This is a genomic window from Paenibacillus sp. Paensp111 (assembly GCF_059492195.1).
The window spans coordinates 3470651-3490161 of sequence record NZ_CP168527.1; the positions used below are offsets into that span (position 1 = coordinate 3470651).

21 protein-coding genes are annotated in these 19511 nt (G+C 49.0%); 11 read left to right on the forward strand and 10 right to left on the reverse strand.

Translation table 11 applies throughout. The features are described from left to right. Positions 1-58 precede the first annotated feature (58 nt). From ACEN86_RS16300 to ACEN86_RS16310, 3 genes are all read right to left on the reverse strand, one after another. Positions 59-2146, reverse strand: a complete 2088-nt coding sequence (locus ACEN86_RS16300) for a peptidoglycan D,D-transpeptidase FtsI family protein (protein ID WP_495631621.1) — start codon at positions 2144-2146, stop codon at positions 59-61. Positions 2147-2236: 90 nt separating this feature from the next. Then, entirely contained in the window at positions 2237-3325 is a 1089-nt protein-coding gene (locus tag ACEN86_RS16305) for a transglutaminase domain-containing protein (RefSeq protein WP_495634328.1), read from the reverse strand. A gap of 110 nt (positions 3326-3435) precedes the next feature. Then, the gene (locus tag ACEN86_RS16310) at positions 3436-3876 is read right to left on the reverse strand and encodes a hypothetical protein (protein WP_495631622.1); all 441 of its coding nucleotides are present in this window, start codon (positions 3874-3876) and stop codon (positions 3436-3438) included. Positions 3877-4286: 410 nt separating this feature from the next. Here ACEN86_RS16310 and ACEN86_RS16315 point away from each other — a divergent pair, with 410 nt between their 5' ends. The 3 genes from ACEN86_RS16315 (at position 4287) to ACEN86_RS16325 (ending at position 6151) form a co-directional block, all read left to right on the forward strand. After that, a complete protein-coding gene (locus ACEN86_RS16315) occupies positions 4287-5456 on the forward strand; it encodes an MFS transporter (RefSeq protein WP_495631623.1) in 1170 nt (389 codons plus the stop codon). Between the two features lie 105 nt (positions 5457-5561). Then, a complete protein-coding gene (locus tag ACEN86_RS16320) occupies positions 5562-5687 on the forward strand; it encodes a sporulation protein YjcZ (RefSeq protein WP_495631624.1) in 126 nt (41 codons plus the stop codon). Between the two features lie 119 nt (positions 5688-5806). Then, positions 5807-6151, forward strand: coding sequence for a toprim domain-containing protein (locus tag ACEN86_RS16325; RefSeq protein WP_495634329.1), 345 nt, complete (start codon positions 5807-5809; stop codon positions 6149-6151). A 30-nt stretch (positions 6152-6181) separates the two neighbouring features. Here the strand turns inward: ACEN86_RS16325 and ACEN86_RS16330 are convergent, their stop codons facing one another. From ACEN86_RS16330 to trpS, 3 genes are all read right to left on the reverse strand, one after another. Continuing rightward, positions 6182-6775, reverse strand: a complete 594-nt coding sequence (locus ACEN86_RS16330) for an SCO family protein (RefSeq protein WP_495631625.1) — start codon at positions 6773-6775, stop codon at positions 6182-6184. Positions 6776-6862: 87 nt separating this feature from the next. After that, on the reverse strand, positions 6863-7753 hold the full coding sequence (gene cyoE / locus ACEN86_RS16335; protein WP_495634330.1) for a heme o synthase: 891 nt from the start codon (positions 7751-7753) through the stop codon (positions 6863-6865). Positions 7754-8041: 288 nt separating this feature from the next. After that, the gene (trpS, locus tag ACEN86_RS16340) at positions 8042-9034 is read right to left on the reverse strand and encodes a tryptophan--tRNA ligase (RefSeq protein ID WP_495631626.1); all 993 of its coding nucleotides are present in this window, start codon (positions 9032-9034) and stop codon (positions 8042-8044) included. Between the two features lie 429 nt (positions 9035-9463). On the opposite strand from trpS, the gene ACEN86_RS16345 reads away from it, so the two are divergent. From ACEN86_RS16345 to ACEN86_RS16360, 4 genes are all read left to right on the forward strand, one after another. Next, a complete protein-coding gene (locus ACEN86_RS16345; protein ID WP_495631627.1) occupies positions 9464-10432 on the forward strand; it encodes an aldose 1-epimerase in 969 nt (322 codons plus the stop codon). A gap of 175 nt (positions 10433-10607) precedes the next feature. Further along, on the forward strand, positions 10608-10847 hold the full coding sequence (locus tag ACEN86_RS16350; RefSeq protein ID WP_495631628.1) for an alpha/beta-type small acid-soluble spore protein: 240 nt from the start codon (positions 10608-10610) through the stop codon (positions 10845-10847). 119 nt (positions 10848-10966) lie between these two features. Continuing rightward, complete coding sequence (locus tag ACEN86_RS16355) at positions 10967-11260, forward strand: ArsR/SmtB family transcription factor (protein ID WP_495631629.1); 294 nt, start codon at positions 10967-10969, stop codon at positions 11258-11260. Positions 11261-11385: 125 nt separating this feature from the next. After that, on the forward strand, positions 11386-12528 hold the full coding sequence (locus tag ACEN86_RS16360; protein WP_495634331.1) for an MFS transporter: 1143 nt from the start codon (positions 11386-11388) through the stop codon (positions 12526-12528). Between the two features lie 108 nt (positions 12529-12636). On the opposite strand, the gene ACEN86_RS16365 is transcribed toward ACEN86_RS16360, so the two are convergent. Continuing rightward, positions 12637-13044 (reverse strand): O-methyltransferase, encoded by a 408-nt coding sequence (locus ACEN86_RS16365; protein ID WP_495634332.1) that lies wholly within the window; start codon positions 13042-13044, stop codon positions 12637-12639. Between the two features lie 243 nt (positions 13045-13287). After that, on the reverse strand, positions 13288-15090 hold the full coding sequence (locus tag ACEN86_RS16370) for a M3 family oligoendopeptidase (protein WP_495631630.1): 1803 nt from the start codon (positions 15088-15090) through the stop codon (positions 13288-13290). Positions 15091-15180: 90 nt separating this feature from the next. On the opposite strand from ACEN86_RS16370, the gene ACEN86_RS16375 reads away from it, so the two are divergent. Further along, positions 15181-15342 carry a YycC family protein gene (locus ACEN86_RS16375; RefSeq protein ID WP_495631631.1) on the forward strand — a complete coding sequence of 54 codons (162 nt, stop codon included), beginning with the start codon at positions 15181-15183 and terminating at the stop codon, positions 15340-15342. Next, positions 15339-15572, forward strand: a complete 234-nt coding sequence (locus tag ACEN86_RS16380) for a hypothetical protein (protein ID WP_495631632.1) — start codon at positions 15339-15341, stop codon at positions 15570-15572. Before ACEN86_RS16375 ends, ACEN86_RS16380 begins: the two co-directional genes overlap by 4 nt. A gap of 81 nt (positions 15573-15653) precedes the next feature. Here the strand turns inward: ACEN86_RS16380 and ACEN86_RS16385 are convergent, their stop codons facing one another. After that, a complete protein-coding gene (locus ACEN86_RS16385; RefSeq protein ID WP_495631633.1) occupies positions 15654-16352 on the reverse strand; it encodes a DUF2225 domain-containing protein in 699 nt (232 codons plus the stop codon). A 29-nt stretch (positions 16353-16381) separates the two neighbouring features. After that, a complete protein-coding gene (locus ACEN86_RS16390) occupies positions 16382-16768 on the reverse strand; it encodes a globin domain-containing protein (protein ID WP_495631634.1) in 387 nt (128 codons plus the stop codon). A gap of 469 nt (positions 16769-17237) precedes the next feature. On the opposite strand from ACEN86_RS16390, the gene ylbJ reads away from it, so the two are divergent. Both ylbJ and ACEN86_RS16400 read left to right on the forward strand, forming a co-directional pair. Beyond that, on the forward strand, positions 17238-18467 hold the full coding sequence (gene ylbJ / locus ACEN86_RS16395; RefSeq protein ID WP_495631635.1) for a sporulation integral membrane protein YlbJ: 1230 nt from the start codon (positions 17238-17240) through the stop codon (positions 18465-18467). Positions 18468-18533: 66 nt separating this feature from the next. Continuing rightward, positions 18534-19337: an NAD kinase gene (locus ACEN86_RS16400; RefSeq protein ID WP_495631636.1), complete on the forward strand. Its 804-nt coding sequence runs from the start codon at positions 18534-18536 to the stop codon at positions 19335-19337. The last annotated feature ends 174 nt before the right edge of the window (positions 19338-19511 follow it).

The following is a 19511-nucleotide window of genomic DNA, read 5'->3' on the forward strand; positions in this document are numbered from 1 at the left end:
AAAAGACGATCCCGACAGACTGCAAAAGTCTTGTCAGAATCGTCTTCACGTTCCACCCTTACCGAGTTGTCCCAGCTGCTTGGCCCGCTCGGCCTGTTGTATCAGCCGCCTTGCCGGCAGCTGCATCCTCAGCTTTCTTCAGCGTTTTCTTCGGAATCCCGTCCAGGCCATATTCCATATCATACGCATCGAAGATTTTCCGGGCAATTGGCGCAGCACTTTGCGCACCGAATCCCCCTTCAGGAATAACGACCGCCACCGCCAGCTTCGGATTGTTCCGTGGAGCGAAAGCAATAAACACCCCGTTATCGACAAGCCTTCCTCCTACGCTTTGGGTCGAGGTCCCTGTCTTACGGGCAAAATCATACGGGAAGTTGTCAAAGGCGCTGACATCCGTTGCCATACCTTTCAGAACTTCATTCCAATAAGAGTTCTTGAATTTCGCTTCGCCAAGAACCTTGGGTTCGAATTTCTTCACAATGTTCCCTTTGGCATCCTTGATCATACTGACCAGATGCGGCTCCATTCTTTTCCCGCGGGTAGCCAGCATGGTTGCATACTGGGCAAGCTGCATCGTTGTATATTTCCCCTGCTGTCCGAATGAGGCATAGGCAAGCCGGGACAGTGCAGTCTCCTTCTCATTCGTATACTCCCGGAATCCGAGATATTCATTAGGCAGATCGACCCCTGTGGATACACCGAGACCGAACTGCCTCATGTATTTATCCCACTTATTGATTCCTTCCTCCCCAAATCTCTTATAGAGTCTCTCTCCGACCATATCCACCATGAACGTATTGGAAGAGTGCCGGATCGCATCGGCCGGGCTGTTCAAATACCCATACACGTGACCTTGGGAGTTCTGAACCCTTGATGAGTCATTCTTACCGAAAGTCGCGTAGCCCTTGTCGTAGTAAGGCGTGCTGGTCGTAAACAATCCCTCATTCAGGCCGACTAGAACGGACAGCGGTTTGATGGTGGAACCAAGCAAGACTACTGATTCAGGATGCTGACCCTTCTGGCCGGAGCCGAAGGAGCGGATGGTCCCATTCTGGTATACATTCTTGATCTTGTCATAGTTATCACCGGAAATACCGCCGGTGCGCCAGACGTTCGGATCATAATCCGGCATACTCGCCATGGCGACTACATTTCCTGTGTTCACTTCCATGGCCACCGCGAATCCGGTTCTGGCATTCGGGTGGTACTTGCCGCTGACCGGATGCGTGTGCAGCCAGGACAGCTGATCCATAATCGCATTCTGCGCAGCTAGCTGCACATCGCTGTCGATATTCAGGTAGAGGTCATGTCCCTTCTCCGGCGGTGTTACTTCCGCAACGCCGCTGGCCATGTTGCGCGGGTCAACCGAGACACTCTTGAACCCGTTTCTCCCGCGAAGCTCATCTTGATACTGATACTCAAGCCCGTCAAAGCCGACATCCTCCGTATCCGTGTACTGGAGAGCCGGATCGTCCGCTCTTCCGGTCTTCTGCTTATAGAAATCCAAGCTGGTGGATGCCCCTTTGAATTTCTTGATATAACCAACGGCCTGAACAGCAAGCCCATGAATCCCATCTTTGGGATCGGTATAGTAATTTCGAATACTCTCTTCGACCACATCAATGCCGGGATACTCCGACTTGTGTTCCATGAAATAGGCGATTTCATTGTTGGACAGGCCGACCTTCAGACGACGAGGTGTAAAGCCGCCGCTTAGACGCGACTTAAGATCCATCGCTTCTACAACCTGATCCACGGTCAGCTTCTCACCGCCCTGGTCCCCCAGCTCGTTGAACTTGGCGACCAATTTCTTGGCCAGCTCCTTCGCATTCGCTTCATTTTTCCCCGTGTATTCATTCGTCAGTGTCATATAAAGCGATTGAACCGGTGTCGAGTAGGCTAATTTAATATTCTTACGGTCATAAATTGTTCCCCGGGTTGGGGGAAGCGGGATATCCTTAACGGCCAGATTGCCTCCCTGCTTAATCAGAGCCGGTCCTTCTACAAATTGAAGAATAGCAAGACGCACAATAATAACTGTAAAAATAGCAAATGCGCTGAAAAAAAACAGATTAAGCCGGATATTAAAATGACGCTGCTGAGCCGCTTCCTTCTCTCTCGGGTCATCTTGGTAATTCTTTTTCATCTTCTCCTCCTGCTTAATTTGGAAATTTATCTTTTATCTAAATGATAACATAGGCCTGTCTCATTCTACGAATTTCTACAGAACGGTGGCTTAAATGGCCTTATCCGCGATATGTGTCTCGTTAAAAGCCTTCGGATTGAACCAGTCTCCACTTTGTGCCCAGGTTGGATCAAGAGGTACCCACTTCTTGGACTCACCAAGATATACCTCGTTCCAGGCATGGGGACCGTAACCGCCCTGACCGTTATAACCGAGTCCCGTGATCACCTTTACCTTAAGCCCTTGCGAACGGGCCATGACCGCATACAGGCGGGCATAATCGATGCACACTCCAAGCTTCGTATCGAACGTCATCTGCGGAGTCTGTTCGTGCCAGATCTGCTTTTCTTCGTAATCTTTCACTTTATTATAGTCATAGCTAACCCGTGTCCCCACCCAATCGTAGAGCAGGCGGGCCTTCTCTTCATCCGTTGTGGCACCCTTGACCACCGCTGCGGCAGCTTGGGTAATATTATCCGGCACCTGAGCGTCCAGAACCTCATATCTGCGCTGCATAATACCATTGAGTTCTTGTTCCACACTGCGTGTAAATACGGGAAGCTTGTCTTTGATCAGACTTCCTGATATGGGCTCAATAATAGTCTGGGCGCCTTCACGATATACCGGTGACGATTCCACATAGTGACTGAATTGGCTGTTCGGATATAAGGTCACAATGATAAATAAAGCCGCAATAACCACGATGCAGCGCGCCCCGCCAATAACCGCTCCAATCCCGGCACCCGCAAGTCTGCTTACTACGGAAGAGGGTCTGTCCCTATCCCTACCGCCCCACCTGCTGAACAGCGCTGTTCCCCCGAACACCAGCGCAGCCAGAATTCCAAGAATAGAGCGGATTACCCAGTATCCAACGATGAAGACTACGGCGAACCGCATAAGCGGGAACTCGCGGATGGCTGTAATAAGCGTATAGTAGATTTGTTCCCATTTGCTTAGATCCCGTGCCGGCAGAGCAACCGCTGACAACCATTTTTGGACAAGGGGGGACAGCCACATTGCAAAAGGAACGGACAAGGCGATTCCCACCAAGGACAATATCCCTCCACTAATCAGAGAAAACAGACGTCCTGCGGATCTGGAACCGCCCCGAAAGAGTCCCTGCAGAACAGAGACAGCCATAATCAGAATTAACAGTAGATTAACAAAATTATAGTTTTGCACATTTTGAACCCAGCCTTGCACGTTCAGCAAACCCCTCTCTTGATCGCTAGGACTCAAAATGGTTGTTGTTATTTCGAGTTCCCTTTAGCTTGTTGAATGAAAGCATTCAGCGCATCACTTCGGCTCCATTCGCCGAGAGATACATCCCGGAATGTGACTTTGACTTTATCGCTGTCGGCTTTCCCGGTGACTTCCAGGTTGGGCGACTTGACTGCAAAAGTTCCATCCGGATTCTGCGTGAACTTGGCTTCCTTAGCCTCGCTTGTCATCATCTTGATCGCTTCATTCTTAACCACATCCGTCGTTTGTGTGGTAATGGTGGATGCCACCTGTCCCAAATCCTTGAGCGAAATTCCGCTGTATATAACCAGGAAGGCCACAATGACAAGAATGAGCCCCCATTTGACCACAGTCTTGACTAAATTCACAATCAGCAGCAGCGCAACCAATGCAATTACGAACACAAGCCAATTTTGCTTAAAAAAATCAATCCACACTTGCACGTCCATCCTATTTATACACTCCTAATATCGTCATTTTGTTGGAGCCTTGCTGTCAAACCGCCAAGTTGCTCTATTTATTATACATGATGGCCATATGGGATGTCAGCCTAACCCCCTAGGGGGTTCTATCCAGTGATTTTATGGAATTCCAGGAAAAATAGCATAAGTTCGTCCCACCGAACGTACAAGTAGATCATGACGATCGGACGCGCATGCTTTCGAAGTGAGTTTTGTTTCACAAAACTTAAGCTAATAAGTTGAACTAATGATTTACTTGCTAGTCAGCCGTATGAAATGTTCTTACGATGGCTCCGCTTCTCCAGAATCATTTCGCACTCTTGCCTAGAAGTAATTCTAAAATTCAACTTATGCTTACGATGTAAGTTTTACTTCGTAAAACTTTAAGGAGGGACGGTATGAAGATCGCATTTTGGCTGTATTTTTTTATGTTCATCGCCTTTTTTGACCTGCACGCCCAGTATCCGATTCTCACGCCGTTCGCTCTGTCATTAGGAGCTGCTCCCACTTTCATCGGGTGGATGATGGGGATCTATTCCATCACGCATCTGCCGGGCAATCTGCTGGCGGGCAGAGGTGTCGACAAACATGGCAGCCGCCGCTATCTCATCTTCAGCTTGATTTCTGCCGGGATCATCCTGCTTGTTCAGGCACACGTCACTGCTCCCTGGCAGCTGCTCCTTCTTCGTTCACTCAGCGGCTTCGTGCTTGCCTTTCTGGCTCCCGCCTGTCTGGCTCTGCTTGCTTCCCTATCCGAGGATCGGATAAAGCAGGGCAAGCTCATGGCCGGACATGGCGTGATGCACACGCTAGCCTCGGTCGTATCCCCGGCAGCCGGCGCTTTCCTGGTAGCAAAAGCGGGCTTTGGCTTAACCTTCCAGTCCCTGGGCTGGCTCCTGATCGGAACCGGGATCATTGCAGTATTCATCATCCATGACCGCCAGGGAAGCAGTCCGGAACTTGCACATTCTGGATTAACGGAGGCGGGCAGGGAATATACCGGCTTCAGGGTCATTCCCATGAGATTTTATTTACTGCCGCTCTTTGTTGCCTGTGCGCAGGGCATCCTGTTCTTCGAACTCCCCCTTCAGGCTGGCGGACTATCCGGCATTCTCGATACCGGAATCTACTTCTCCCTGCTCAGTTTAGGCGCTCTGGTTACGCTAAGCATGCTCTTTCTGCACCGCTACTCTCCATATGTTAGAGCCACCGCGGGTGTGCTGGGCATGGCGCTGGCATTCTACTCCATGGCTTCAGCATGGAATGTGCCTCTGGCCGCATCCCTGTTCTTTCTTGGCATGTCCAAAGGTGTGCTCTTTCCAGCCATGGCATCTCTCTTCATCGAGCTAAGCGGCGGCAAGAGACTGGGCACTGTCTTTTCCCTGCAATCCATCTCCATGTCACTAGGCGCTTTTCTTGGCCCGGTGGTGGCGGGTCAAATTCGTCACGTGTTCTCTCCATACTTCCTGGCCTTTCTCCTGCTTATGATTCTGCTCGTCACCGTCCCCCCGCTCCGCACCAAATCCGAGTCAACCGGAACCGGCAAGACGCCGACCACAGTCGTATGACGACAGCAAAATTCATTCTCTGTAGGCTGCTGCACAAGACCCCATAGGGCAAGGATCATACTCTGTTAATGTACTAACAACCACTTGAAGGCAGGTGAATGAATCATGAGTTATGCGGGTCACTGTGGTCCTGGACCAGTCGGACCTGGAGTGGGATTCTGGACTTCTACAGGTACTATCCTTGTACTGTACATCTTGTTAGTCATCATCCTTCGCACTCCGTTCTTCTAAAATAAGTATTACAGTTCAGAAAGAGGCTTGCCGGATAGGGCAGGTCTCTTTGAATTTTGCATGGAAAACGCAGTTAGGTTTACACTATAAAGGAAGCCAAGCTTGTGAGGTGATCCATCATTCCTGTATACATCATTGTTGAAGGCAAGAACGACCGCAGCAAGCTGCGACGGGTGCTGAATGAAGAAGTCGAAATCCTCTGTACCTTCGGAACCCTGAATACCCAGAAGTTGGAGACACTCCGCAAGAAGATCAAGGACGAAGAAACCTATCTGTTCATGGATAATGACGCTTCCGGCAAAAGAATCCGCGGCATCCTCAGAGATACCTTTCCGGATGCCGGACATATCTACACCCGCCGGGGCTACGCCGGCGTCGAAGGTACACCTGATGAATATGTCATTCAGCAATTAGAAAAAGCCGGGCTGGAGGAATATATTCTGTATCCTCCACCCGGCTTCTAGCGGACAAGTCTAGAGACTTGTCTCTTTGCCCTATTCTTTAGCCAAACGTTCCGCCTCATCTGCTATTTCCTCAGCGGACACGTCGCTTTTATAAAATTTGCGGTAATTCCCTTCCCGGTCTACAAGTGCAATCAGATCGGAGTGCGCGAAATTGCCGTCCCTGTCTTTATTAATGATGAACTGGAACGTATTCATCGCGAATTCGGCCGTCTTCTTCTCGTCTCCCCGCAGGAAGTACCAGCCGCTGTAATCGGCACCGAACTTATCCCCGAATTTCTTGATCTCCTCACGGGTATCCCTTGTGGGATCGAAGGAAATCGATACGAAGCTGACGTCCTTGCCGAACACGCCGTCTTTCTTGAGCTGATTCTGAATCTGCGACATCTTGAAGGTGGTCAGCGGACATACATCCGTGCACTGCGCGAAGAAGAAATAAAATAGCCGTACCTTTCCATTCGTGCTTTGCAGCGTAACCGTCTTGCCATCCACATTCTCCATGGAGAAATCCTGAACGGGACGGATCAACGGGATTTTGGGCTTACTGTATGTATCAATCAGAAGATATCCTGCCAGAATCACGCATATAGCAAGCAGAATCCATGTCCATTTGTACTTTCTAAGCATTGTTAAAACCTCGCCTCCTTGGATCATCATCTTAAAAAAAGAATCCCATGCTGCCATGGGATTCTCTTGGTACTTCGGATATCCGGCTTAATGATGAACTGTATCCAGAATCATAACAAGCAGGGTAATCATTAAATAACTGATGGAGAAAAGAAATACTTTCTTCGCCCAAGTGTCGGTATCTGCCTTCTTGCTGAAGCCCATCAAGGCCATGTACAGCCACATGACAGCTACGGCCTCACCGATGATCAAGAACCACATGCCTGTATATCCATAGGCATACATCAGCGGCGGAATCGGCAGCAGCAGAGCAAGATAAGGAATCATTTGAACTTTAGTTCTGGCAATACCTTTAACAACAGGAAGCAGCGGGAACCCGGCTGCCCGGTATTCTTCAACCCGGCGAATGCCTAGTGCCCAGAAGTGGGGCGGCTGCCATAGGAAGAGTAGAGCGAATAACAGGATCGCTCCGAGGTCAATCTTTCCGGTCACGGCTACATAACCGATAACAGGAACAGCAGCACCCGAGACAGCGCCAACGGAAGTACTCCATGTCGAAGTACGCTTCAGCCACATGGTGTAAATTCCTGCATATACGACAAACCCAACAATTCCACTCAATCCGGCCAATAGTCCGGAGAATGTGAACAGGACGCCAAATCCGGCAATCCCCAAAATAATTGAATACCAAAGCACAACGGCTGGCGCAAGCTTGCCCGTAGGAAGTGCACGTCCCTTAGTCCGTTCCATCTTGCTGTCCAGCTCACGGTCATAGTAATTGTTGAAGACGCAAGCAGAAGCCATAATAAGAACCGTACCAAGAAGTGTCAATAGAAGCTTTCCATATTGTAAATCCCAACCGGATGCGAGCCAAAATCCTGCAAAAGCGGCAATCAGGTTGGAGCGAAGGATTCCGGGCTTGGTCAGCGCTACAAAATCTCTCCATGTGGCAGTGTCGCCGGTCGGTGATGGTCTCATAGCTATAGCTGGGGAATCCGAAGGAGCGGTGTAGCTATATTGTTTACCCACGCGGATTGTTCCTCCTTATTTGATCATAGCGGGACAACTTTTCATCCTCTGCTATAAACTTTATCATATCAAAATGCTTAAGTGTTTGACAATTAGCGAACAATCCAAGTCATTGTATGACAATTCAGTGACACCGATGCAGGGACAAAGACGAAGCCGGACACATGGTCCGGCTTTCACAGTTAAAATGTTCACATGGATCTCCAGATATTCTCGCTCTGTCTCCATTACAAAGACTTAGGCTTTGGGCAAGAAGCCCATTCTCTTCTGCACTTCGGCCAGGGTGGCCGCTGCCATCTCTTCCGCCCGCTCTGCGCCCTGACGGAGAATGTTGGTAATTTCACCGGATTCCCGAATCTGACGGTACCGTTCTTGAATGGGCTCAAGCTTAGCGACGACCACCTCGGCAAGATCCTTCTTGAACGGACCGTACATTTGCCCTTCATAGCGCTTCTCCACCTCTGCCAGCGATAAGCCCGAGCACTGGCTGTAGATGCTGATCAGATTGCTGACCTCCGGCTTATTGGCCGGGTCATATTTCACTTCTCGGCCGGAGTCTGTTGTAGCCCGGCTGATTTTCTTACGAATCTCGGCAGGAGAATCCAGCAGCGCGATATAGCTGCCCGCATTCGGGTTGCTTTTACTCATCTTATTAGAAGCATCATCAAGTGACATGACCCGAGCGCCCACTTTAGGAATATAAGGCTCCGGGATGGTAAAGAAATCACCATACCTGTGATTGAACCGGCCCGCCAGATCACGCGTGAGCTCCAGGTGCTGCTTCTGATCTTCGCCAACCGGTACCAGATCGGCGTTATACAGCAGAATATCCGCAGCCATCAGGGATGGGTAGACGAACAATCCGGCGCCTACGGAGTCTTTTCCAGAGGACTTATCCTTGAACTGGGTCATACGCTCAAGCTCACCCATGGAAGTCAGCGTGGTCAGAATCCAGCCCAGCTGGGCATGCTGCGGAACATGGGACTGCATATATACATTCGCTTTATTCGGATCAATGCCGGCCGCGATGAACAAAGCTGCTACAGCCTCGGACTGTTCACGGAGAGCTTCAGGCTCCTGAGTCACCGTAATGGCATGAAGATCGACAACCATGAAATTACAATCATATTCGTGCTGAAGCTGAACGAAATTCTGCATCGCACCAATATAGTTACCGAGCGTAAGCTTGCCGCTTGGCTGAATGCCGGAGAGAACGATTTTTTTCTTCATCTGTAAATCCCCTTTATCACGTATTTGAACACAAAAAAACCCACATCCGAAAGGGACGTGAGACCGTGGTGCCACCCTAATTCGCTGCTAGTCCTGATTGAACTGACTTCAGCCTTAGATTCCTGTAACGGGGAATGCCGTCCGGACATACTGGGATTTCACCGAACACGGCGCACTCCGTTCCTTCCGTCACTCCGGGGTCCATTCCTCATGAAGCCGCCTTACCGGTTCGCATCATCCACCGGCTTTCTGCTGAAGACATCTCCTGGCTACTTATCCCCATCAACGCGTTGCATATCTTTTGAGTTTATGTTTCCATATTAAATGTGCAAAACCAAACTTGTCAAATCAGATTTTCCGTCCCCAGACAAAAGTGTTATGATAGGTCTAGCTTTGAATTTTGATTATAGTGGGAAAAGGAGCAACGATATGAAAAAAGTGACCAAAGGGCAATGGAACGGCTACGACACCTACATTTTACATAGCCGCGAACTTGAAGTCACACTGTTGCCACGACTCGGGAATAATGTAATCGCTCTAACCGATAAAGTGCAGCAGCGTGAAGTGCTGCGGCGGCCCGAGGAGAACGAACTCGATTTTTATCTGCAGAAACCTTACCACTTCGGCATTCCTCTTCTGATTCCACCAGGAAGAATCCGCAGAGGGCAATTCGAATATGCCGGACAACATTATCAATTCGATCGCAATACTGCTAATGACAATCATATTCACGGACTTCATCGCACACAGTGCTGGAGGGTCAGTGATATTGAAGAAGATGAAGAAGGCTGTGCCATTACAACTGAATTCCTGACTTCCGATGATCCGGAATGGATCCGGCAGTATCCCGTTCCACTCAAGCTCGAAATGACCCTGAGATTGCAAGGGGCTTCATTATCCCAAACTTTCAGAATTACACATCTGGGCGACAAGCCCGCTCCCTTCGGTCTGGGACTCCATACCTGGTTCCTGCTTGATGGACATCCTGAAGCTTGGACCTTACGTCTTCCTGTAACAGAGACCTACCTGCTTGATGAGGAGAATGTCTCTACCGGTGAGACCGCTCCCCTAGGCGAATTGGATCTTCTAAATACAGGACTGAATCTGAAAGGTACGAACTTTGATACCATGTTCAGTATCGGCGGTAAGCCTGCCGAAGCGCTGCTGCAGCGTGAAGACGGGTATGCCATTCGTTACACGGCTGACCCTCAATATTTCAAGCACTGGGTCCTCTATACCAAAGGTGAGGCCGATCAATTCTTCTGTATTGAGCCGTATACCTGGCTTCCCAATGCACCGAATCTGAATCTTTCTAACGAAGCTACTGGGCTTATTGATCTTCAACCCGACCAGCAGCTCACGCTTCAGGTGAATTTGGACATCGTATACCCTTCATAAGAGCTCTTTGATAAGACGGTACCGCTCTACTAGCGGTTACCGTTTTTTTATTATCCCCCTAATCGATCTCTCCGGCCACTCTAATATTTACCACCTCTTACACTCTGATTTCCTGTGCATATTTTATGAGTCTGAAACCATACTAACATCACTAAGGTCGAAGGAGGTGACAAACATGGCAGGTTCAAACAACCGTGGCGGAAGTCGTCGCAGTAACAACCTTATCGTTCCTCAAGCGAACCAAGCATTGCAACAATTGAAATATGAAGCAGCTCAAGAGCTTGGTGTAACTATTCCTCAAGATGGTTACCTTGGGGATAACACTTCCCGTGAGAATGGTTCCCTTGGGGGCTACATCACAAAACGTCTGGTGCAATTGGCAGAACAGCAATTATCGGGTCGTTCTAACCTATAATTTGCGTTCTATCCTACTTTGATATAAAAACAGGCGGTCTGCTGAGCAGGCCGCTTGTTTTTATGTGGGCCTCTTCTCGGCCCTATTGACAAAGGTTGGAATTTGAATATTATAGTTGTATGACTATTGAACAACGTAAGATAACCGATGATACCCGAGTACATATTTTAAAAGCACTAGCTGATCCTACACGTATTCAAATTATTCGCACTCTGCGTAACAGCAGCACCGAGCTGAGTTGTGGTGAAGTTGGAGAATTGTGCGAGGCCTCCAAATCCAATGCTTCTTACCACTTCCGCACCCTGCGAGAGGCAGGATTAATCTTGGTTCGGAAGGAAGCTCAGACGAAGTACATACAGATTAATCACGATACCTTCTCCGCATTTATTCCCGGATTCCTGGACTCATTGTAATCCGGGTTTTTTTATCTTACTTAGTTCAATAGTTGTTTAATTAATGAATTACGTTGTGATTTATTATCTTTTTTAAGGAGGAGTTAAATTTGAAGAGGTCTGTTATCATCTTATTTTTCTCGGTCATGTTCGTCATTGGTACAGATACGTTCTTGATCAGCCCGCTTCTCCCCTTGCTTCAGACGAACTTTCATATTCAAGCTGGTCAGGCAGGGTGGATGGTGAGCAGCTATGCTATGGGTTATGCATTGTTCGCCTTAATTGCAGGGCCTTTGTCCGATCGTCTTAATCGCAAAAAAGTAATGCTCATCGGACTTACTGCCTTTGCTGTTTCGACAGCGCTTTGCGCCTTTGCGTACAGCTTCTGGAGCATGATTATCTTTCGCTTCGCTGCGGGAGTTAGTGCGTCCTTCGTAACCCCACAGGTCTGGGCTTCCATACCGATTCTTGTTCCAAGAGACAAAATCCTCAGGGCTATGGGCATGGCTACGGCCGGCCTATCCATTTCACAGCTGATTGGCCTGCCCTTAGGTAGCTATCTGGCTTCCTTTGATTGGCGTATTCCTTTCCTTGTGATTGGATTTCTGGCACTCTTGCTTGCTGCTGCCGTATGGACTGTACTTCCCGATCTTGTTCCGGATCTTGGAGAAGACAACTCACGCCCACATTTCATGTTTCAACCTTATTATCAATTACTTGGTTCTGCTAAGGCAGTTCTCGCTTTCACCGCTTATTTCTTATTTCAATTTGGCAATTTCGCTGCATTCTCGTTCCTGGGTTCATGGCTTTCGGTATCCTACCGCCTCAGTGTCTCAGAAATCGGGGGAGTTATGCTGTTTCTAGGACTCGGGAATACGATTGGAAGTGTGTGGGGAACCTTGTTAATCGGGCGTATTGGGGCCAAGAATGCCTTAATAATCGGAGTTATTAGCAACGGGCTGCTCTATTTGGTTCTAGCCTCTGTTAGTAATTTGACTTTAGTTAAGGCAGGCCTGTTCCTGATATTCAGCATAGGGGGAACTCTGTTTCCAGTCATGATCAGCTCTCTGCAGACCTTGTCTTCCGCTGCCAGAGGCACTATTGCTGCACTTACCAACGCCTTGATGTATCTGGGGACTACGCTTGGGGCTGTGGCAGCGGGCATGCTATTTGAATCTACCGGAAGTTTCCTCTCCATTGCAGCCCTAACATTCGTCAGCTTCATGCTGTTTCTAGTCCTGTTCTCCATCAGTGGAGTTCTGCCTCAACGGAGAAGACCGCACTCCTGACAGGGAACTCATATTAAAGTAAAAGCAGGGCTTTCCCTGATCCGCCTCATACGAATCGGTTAAGTCCTGCTGGTTCTCTGCTGCTATTCACAAGCAGATGTTCATGAATTAGGAATGCTCTTGATATGTATGGGTAGTATCTTTCCTTGGATAACGTATCATTAGGTTAGCCATATTATAATTAGATTCAAGTGTGGCATCGACAATAACGGCATCTTTGCGGAGTGCAAATTCATAGCTGATTTCACCATGAGTCCACTGACGTTTGAAATTAAGCGATTCAATTGCCATTTTTCTAAATGAAGCTTGCTGTACGGCTGTCAGTCCCAGTTCATCCCCAGATAAAAGTCCGTTTCTCCCACTAATCGGATTCTGGCGGATACCGAACTTACCGATAACATTGTTGCGGATCTGTACAAATACAGTCCCCGACGTAAGTCCTGTTAACTCTCCCTCTAGCTCTCTAAATACTAAATCCAGTTGTCTTGCTAATGAAAATTGTTCTGTCTTCACAATACCCACCCTCCCTTCCCCTTTAAAATTCCCTTATATAGGGCTTATGTCTCATTATATTCCATTCTAATATACCCATCAACAATAACCTACAAAATTGGGTAATTATGCCTATATAAATAGATTTTACAATTTCCTTTTCTCTTAATATTCGTCATTGCTCCTTATATAACGACAAAAAAGCCGCCTGGCAGTCAGACCATATCTCACTGCCTAAAGCGGCTGAGGTTGCATTTTTACTGATAATTATTCGGTCATTTCCAGGAACAGCTCCACATCGGCCACGGCCAGGGATACAGCTTCCTGCCAGAAATCCGGCTGGGTCAGGTCCACATTCAAGTGCTTCTTGGCTAGGTCTTCCACCGTCATCCGGCCGGTATCCTGCAGCAGGGCATCATACTTCTCGGCAAAAGTATTCCCTTCACGCTGCGCCCGGGCAAATATGCCCGTACTGAACAGGTAACCGAACGTATACGGGAAGTTGTAGAACGGTACATCCGTGATGTAGAAATGAAGCTTGGAAGCCCAGAAGTGCGGGTGATAGGAAGCCAGGGCGCCATCAAAGGCTTCTTGCTCCGCTTCTACCATGAGCTCAGAGATCTCCTCCGCATTCAGCAGGCCTTCCTTGCGCTTCTCGTAGAAGCGGGTCTCGAACAGGAAGCGGGCATGAATATTCATGAAGAAAGCGACACTGCGCTGGATTTTATCTTCCAGCAGGGTAATCTTCTCTTCCTTGCTTGCCGCATTCTTCACCTGGGCATCCGACAGAATCATCTCGGCAAAGGTAGAGGCCGTCTCAGCCACGTTCATGGCATAATTCTGGTTGAAGGGCGGTAGATTCTCCATGACATGCTGATGGTACGCATGGCCCAGCTCATGGGCTAATGTTGATACATTTGATGCCGTACCGCTGTAGGTCATGAAGATCCGTGTCTGTTTGCTCTCAACCAGAGAAGTACAGAAGCCGCCCGGACGCTTGCCCTTACGGTCCTCGGCTTCAATCCAGTTCTTATTAAAGGCATCTATGGTGAAGTCCGCAAGCTTCGGACTGAAGGTCCTGAATTCTTTGACAATTTCTTCAGCAGCCTCATTATAATCAACCTTGGTATCTATATTCCCTAATGGAGCCTCCACATCAGCCCAGCTAAGGCGCTCTACACCCAGCAGCTTGGCTTTGCGCTCCAGATATTTCACAAATACTGGTTTGTTCTTCGTAATCACGGTCCACATCGTATCCAGCGTTTGCCGGGACATCCGGTTAATACTCAGCGGCTCCTTAAGAACGTCTTCCCAACCTCGTCTCTCATACAGCTTCAACCTGAAGCCTGCAAGACGATTGAGAGTGTCCGCGCAATAATCGCTGACTTCCTCCCAGGCCTTCTCCCATTTCACGAAAGTCTCTTCACGGATCTCCCGGCTTGGGTTGTGGAGCTTATTGTGAGCCTGACCGGCGGACAGTGCAACCTCTTCCCCATTACTCTCTTGGAATGGAATGCTTACCTTGCTTACGATCGTATCATAATGCTCTCCCCAGCCGTGATACCCGTCTACAGCCAGATCAAGTACAAGACTTTCCTGCTCGGGAGGCAGCTTCTCCCGGGTTCTCTCGCGGCTCTCGTTCAGCGAGAAGGCAATGTCAGCAACCTCCGGGCGCTTGATCCACTGCGTGAACACGTCATCCTCTGTAGCACGAAGAATGCTTTCGAATACGGTGTTAAGACCCTGCAGCGCAGCCTTGAGCGAGGTGACCTTGCCGGAGAGCTGAACGGCCTTCTTGTCTGTTGTATCCTGGGCTGTCAGACAGCCCACAAAGCTCCCCGCCTCACTAATGCGGGAATACGCACTCTGAAGGGACGCGATGAAGCTGTCCAGCAGGGCCGTCTCCTGAACGGTCTTGGGAGCTTCAAACTCGCGTACTTGCTGCCCGAGGCCCGAAATGTCCTGCTCCAGCTTGCTGAGAAAGGCTTGGAATTCTAATGAAGAAGAGCCCCCAGGGAACAAGGAATCCAAATCCCAGGTCAAGGAGACTGGCTGTTTAAATTGTGTCATACTATTCATCCTTTCTATGGTGTTGATTGATTCGAGGCCAAAAGTGTATAACTATTATATTAGCCCCTAGGGCACACAAGGAGGAGCCAAATGAAACCACTACAAATCTCAGCCGAAACCGCTGTTAAATTAGCCGAGAAGCTCGGAGTCCCTTTGGAGAACCTTATGCATATGCCGCAGCATATTTTACTGCAAAAAATTGGTGAGCTTGCAAAAGAAGATGCAGGTTCAACCGATCAACCGAAATCATGATTCCCTTTGAAAAGGCACTTCCCTATGATCTTCTGATGGGTGACATTTATGTACAGGAGTGTCCTTTCTGCGGCAGTGAGCAAGTTCTGTTACCCATGAAACCGCACGAAATCCAAAGCGTCCGCGAAGGCAAGAAGAAGCTTCTTGTCTTCCCCTGCTGCCACACCCGGCTCACCATCCTCGATAGTGACTCGGACTATCTTCTGACGAACAAGGTCGTTCGTAAATAGTTCATATTATCACTCATTAACGGGCAGGGGAGCCCGCTGCGCGGGGCGCAGCGGTTCCTCTGCCCGTTATAAGCGGTAAGGCTATCCTTGCATTTCCTCGGGAATTTCCATTTTGGCTGCCAGCATATCCTCTCTAAGCACCTGCCACTGTTCACGGGAAGCCCGGATCATCGCCGCATCCATAATTTTCTTGTCATTAATTACACGTGAGAACCAGCGCACCGCCTCTGAATACTGTCCGAGGCGCCTGTTCAGCTCCCCGATCAGGTACATCAGCCTGGCATCGTTAGTGCCGGCCCCTTCCAGCTCATACACCCGAACATAAGATTCCAGACTGAAGCGTAGGAAACGATTCTCCTGCTCCTTAAGGTCCTTATAACGATAGAGCCAGGCAATATGATGAAGCAGACTCGAAATAATCCGTTCCTTCTCTTGAATGGATTGAGCGCAGAGAAGCGCAAGCTTATACGTCTCGAGCGCCGTATCCCAGTCCCTTGGACCGCCGAAATCACGGAGTACCATCCGATTGCCAATCTGCTTCTTAAATTCAGCCCGCTGGGTATCCTTGAGACGCTCGTCAAAATTCTCGGAAAAGGCAAAACCGCAGGATGGACACACTCGAACTACGTAGAAATCAGGGTTCTCCTTGGCATAGTATCGGCAGAAATCAGTGTCCGTCTTTACAGCTCTCTTGAAGCTTGGTCTAACCCTTGAAGTGGTAAATTCATGTTCGCATTGTATACAGGTTACCTTGATTGTATAGAGCGGCTCTAATTCCAATGTGCCATTCTCCTTTTCATTTATTCCATTTAGCTAGGAGTATTTATAAAATGGTGGGCAGGTCCCGACAGACGCTGTAAAATGACAGCCTGAAGCGGATCCTCTACCCCGATCTCATGCAGTGCAGAAGCCATACAGGAGAGCCAAGCTTCCGCCCGTTCTTCAGTAACTGGAAAAGGCAGGTGCCTCGCCCGCATCATCGGATGTCCATATTGATCCGAATACAAGGACGGTCCACCGAAAAATTGAGACAGAAACATAAACTGCTTGTCCATAACAGGGGTAATATCCTCCGGAAATAAAGGTCCCAACAGAGGATTTGCCTGTACTTTCGGATAGAAAGCCTCCACCAGCTTGCGCAGGGTGCTTTCACCTCCAAGATTCTCGTATATAGACAGACTTGGATTGAAATTCATCGGACTCTCGCCAACTTCCCTCTAAGATCTGTGGAACAAGAACAAAGAACCTAAACCTCACGTTCATTTCCCTAATCACACAGTACCATTATACCAAAAAACGGGCTTAGGTGTGCGCTCATCCTGATATGCAAAAAAAGACGCTAATGAGAATTAGCGTCCTGATGTCGATCAAATTATTAATAGCTTCGCCAATCCTCTTCACCGGAATGGACTAGAGAGGCGCGTATAACATACACAAAGGCGCATACGAGAACACCGGCAACAAAACTCATATCCATCACTCCATCCATATGAATTAAATTCAGGCCGAAAGGTCGGGCGCTTCTTGTATTTGTATTTTATCATAACCCTGCAAAAAAAACAGCCCATTCTGAAATCGCTTTCTTGTGTTTTTTGTACTGTTCGTCCACAGATACTCATATGTCTAATTATAAGCTTAGGCAATTATTGAGGGGGCCCTATGCGCATGTTGTTAAAAAAATGGAGCGTTCTGCTCCTGTTAATAGGCTTAACCCTGTTATTCGGGCTTATGCTCACCTTCCCGGATTCATCCTGGCAGGCGGCGGTCCGGGGTCTCGCCATTTGGTGGGACGTGCTGTTCCCGTCCCTATTTCCTTTTTTTGTAATATCGGAGATGATGCTCGGTTTCGGTATCGTGCACTTCATAGGCATGCTTCTGGATCCCTTAATGAAGCCATTATTCCGTATCCCTGGTAGCGGCGGATTTGTGGCGGCCATGAGCCTCGCCTCCGGTTATCCGGTCAGTGCCAAGCTAACCTCCAAACTTCGGGAACAGCAGCTGATTACCCGGGAGGAAGGGGAGCGGCTGGTCGCCTTTACGACCACGTCCGATCCCATCTTCCTCATTGGAGCTGTGTCTGTCGGATTTTTTCATAATCCGCAGCTCGCCGGAATACTCGCCGTGGCTCACTATGGAAGCTCCTTTATAGTAGGACTTCTCATGCGTTTCCATGCCCCTAAAGCCGCTCCTACCCCTGCGGCAGCGGGCCCCCGAGCCGGGTTCAGTCTCCGCCTGGCTGTGAAAGCGATGCATGAAGCACGGCTGCGAGATGACCGTACCTTTGGCGAGCAGCTTAGGCAGGCCGTGACCTCGGCGCTGCAGCTCATGACGGTCGTAGGAGGACTTGTTGTTGTCTTCTCCGTACTGCTGGAGGTGCTCAGTGCATCCGGCCTGATGACGCAGCTGTATGAGCTGATCCGTCAGGTCCTCTCTATTCTCCACCTGCCACCCGCTCTTGCTGAACCTCTGGTAGGAGGAGGATTTGAGGTTACGCTTGGCGCCAAAGCCTCCGCTGCGGTTCCCACCTCAGTTCCTCTGGCCTTCAAGACAGCGGCTGCCGCATTCATTCTGTCCTGGGCAGGTCTGTCCGTACATGCCCAAATTGCGAGCATACTTAATGGAACCGGCCTGCGCTACGTCCCCTTCTTGCTGGCAAGATTGATTCATGCGGTGCTTGCCTCGCTAATGGTTCTGATCTTGTGGCCGCTAATGGGTCCCGATACCGAGGTATTCCAAAGCTTCGGGCATTCGCCCCTCTACCAGCCGGGCTGGAGCGGGCTGCCTTCCGCTGTTCTTGTTACCTTGCAAGCCTTATCTCTACTCCTTATTTTGTCCTGTATCATCCAGATCATTCAGCATCAGTTGAACCAACGAAAGGCCTGGAAATGGAAATGAAACATTGTTTTCTGTCTTGTAATTGATTATGATCGGTACAAGACATAAGGCAAAGGAGCTTTCATCTTGAGATATTACGTTCTTGACCGCGGAGATCAATTATCTGTCGAGTTAAGTGAGCAATTTCATAAGCTGGCGGCCGAAAATGGATTTGAAATGGATGCCGAATCCCCGGAGATTGTCATTTCTATCGGTGGAGACGGTACGATGCTGCACGCCTTCCATACTTTTATTGACCGGATTCCCTCCATCGCATTTGTCGGGATACACACGGGCCATCTGGGCTTTTATGCCGACTGGAAGGCTAATGAAATCCCCGAGCTGATTCAGCTCATGGTAGGTCATAAGACGCCTGAACAGCCGAGACCCCGAATTGTCAATTATCCGCTGATCGATATACAGGTACAGAAGAAATCGGGGACTTCGTCCTATATTTGCGTAAATGAGTTCACTCTCAAGGGAGTCGATGGCACAGTCGTCGCCCAGGTGGATATTAATGACCAGCAGTTCGAGATGTTCCGGGGTGACGGAATATGTATATCTACCCCGGCAGGAAGTACAGCCTACAACAAGAGTCTCGGCGGAGCTATCATTCATCCTTCTATCGAAGCTCTGCAGATTACCGAAATTGCTTCCATCAACAACAGGGTATTCCGAACTGCCGGATCGCCTTTGGTGCTGCCCAAGCATCATCACTGCGACATTTACTCCCGGAAGGATCAGCGACTGCTGCTGACCATTGACCATATCAATCACCCTGTGGATGATCTGATCTCGGTTCGCTGCCAGGTGGCCAAGCAGAAAGTAAGCTTTATCCGATACCGGCCTTTTCCGTTCTGGAACCGGGTGCGCAATGCGTTTCTCGGCTAAAGAGGTTTAGAGCATTGTTTGTACATGCTATGCCAATGATCGATCCCACGATCATTGGCTTTTTTGTTGTCCACAAACTTCATAAGTTGGACTATTGAATTACACGTAAGAGAGCGTCCGTGAAACGTCCTAAGAGGGAAAGTTTTTATCGCAAATGACTATGCTTAGCCTACT

Excerpts from the sequence above, each read along its gene's own strand:
- ACEN86_RS16300 (WP_495631621.1), bottom strand. The coding sequence starts at position 2,146 with ATGAAAAAGAATTACCAAGATGACCCGAGAGAGAAGGAAGCGGCTCAG.
- ACEN86_RS16305 (WP_495634328.1), bottom strand. The coding sequence starts at position 3,325 with ATGGCTGTCTCTGTTCTGCAGGGACTCTTTCGGGGCGGTTCCAGATCC.
- ACEN86_RS16310 (WP_495631622.1), bottom strand. The coding sequence starts at position 3,876 with ATGGACGTGCAAGTGTGGATTGATTTTTTTAAGCAAAATTGGCTTGTG.
- ACEN86_RS16315 (WP_495631623.1), top strand. The coding sequence starts at position 4,287 with ATGAAGATCGCATTTTGGCTGTATTTTTTTATGTTCATCGCCTTTTTT.
- ACEN86_RS16320 (WP_495631624.1), top strand. The coding sequence starts at position 5,562 with ATGAGTTATGCGGGTCACTGTGGTCCTGGACCAGTCGGACCTGGAGTG.
- ACEN86_RS16330 (WP_495631625.1), bottom strand. The coding sequence starts at position 6,775 with ATGCTTAGAAAGTACAAATGGACATGGATTCTGCTTGCTATATGCGTG.
- cyoE (WP_495634330.1), bottom strand. The coding sequence starts at position 7,753 with ATGAGACCATCACCGACCGGCGACACTGCCACATGGAGAGATTTTGTA.
- trpS (WP_495631626.1), bottom strand. The coding sequence starts at position 9,034 with ATGAAGAAAAAAATCGTTCTCTCCGGCATTCAGCCAAGCGGCAAGCTT.
- ACEN86_RS16345 (WP_495631627.1), top strand. The coding sequence starts at position 9,464 with ATGAAAAAAGTGACCAAAGGGCAATGGAACGGCTACGACACCTACATT.
- ACEN86_RS16350 (WP_495631628.1), top strand. The coding sequence starts at position 10,608 with ATGGCAGGTTCAAACAACCGTGGCGGAAGTCGTCGCAGTAACAACCTT.
- ACEN86_RS16355 (WP_495631629.1), top strand. The coding sequence starts at position 10,967 with ATGACTATTGAACAACGTAAGATAACCGATGATACCCGAGTACATATT.
- ACEN86_RS16360 (WP_495634331.1), top strand. The coding sequence starts at position 11,386 with ATGTTCGTCATTGGTACAGATACGTTCTTGATCAGCCCGCTTCTCCCC.
- ACEN86_RS16370 (WP_495631630.1), bottom strand. The coding sequence starts at position 15,090 with ATGACACAATTTAAACAGCCAGTCTCCTTGACCTGGGATTTGGATTCC.
- ACEN86_RS16375 (WP_495631631.1), top strand. The coding sequence starts at position 15,181 with ATGAAACCACTACAAATCTCAGCCGAAACCGCTGTTAAATTAGCCGAG.
- ACEN86_RS16380 (WP_495631632.1), top strand. The coding sequence starts at position 15,339 with ATGATTCCCTTTGAAAAGGCACTTCCCTATGATCTTCTGATGGGTGAC.
- ACEN86_RS16390 (WP_495631634.1), bottom strand. The coding sequence starts at position 16,768 with ATGAATTTCAATCCAAGTCTGTCTATATACGAGAATCTTGGAGGTGAA.
- ylbJ (WP_495631635.1), top strand. The coding sequence starts at position 17,238 with ATGTTGTTAAAAAAATGGAGCGTTCTGCTCCTGTTAATAGGCTTAACC.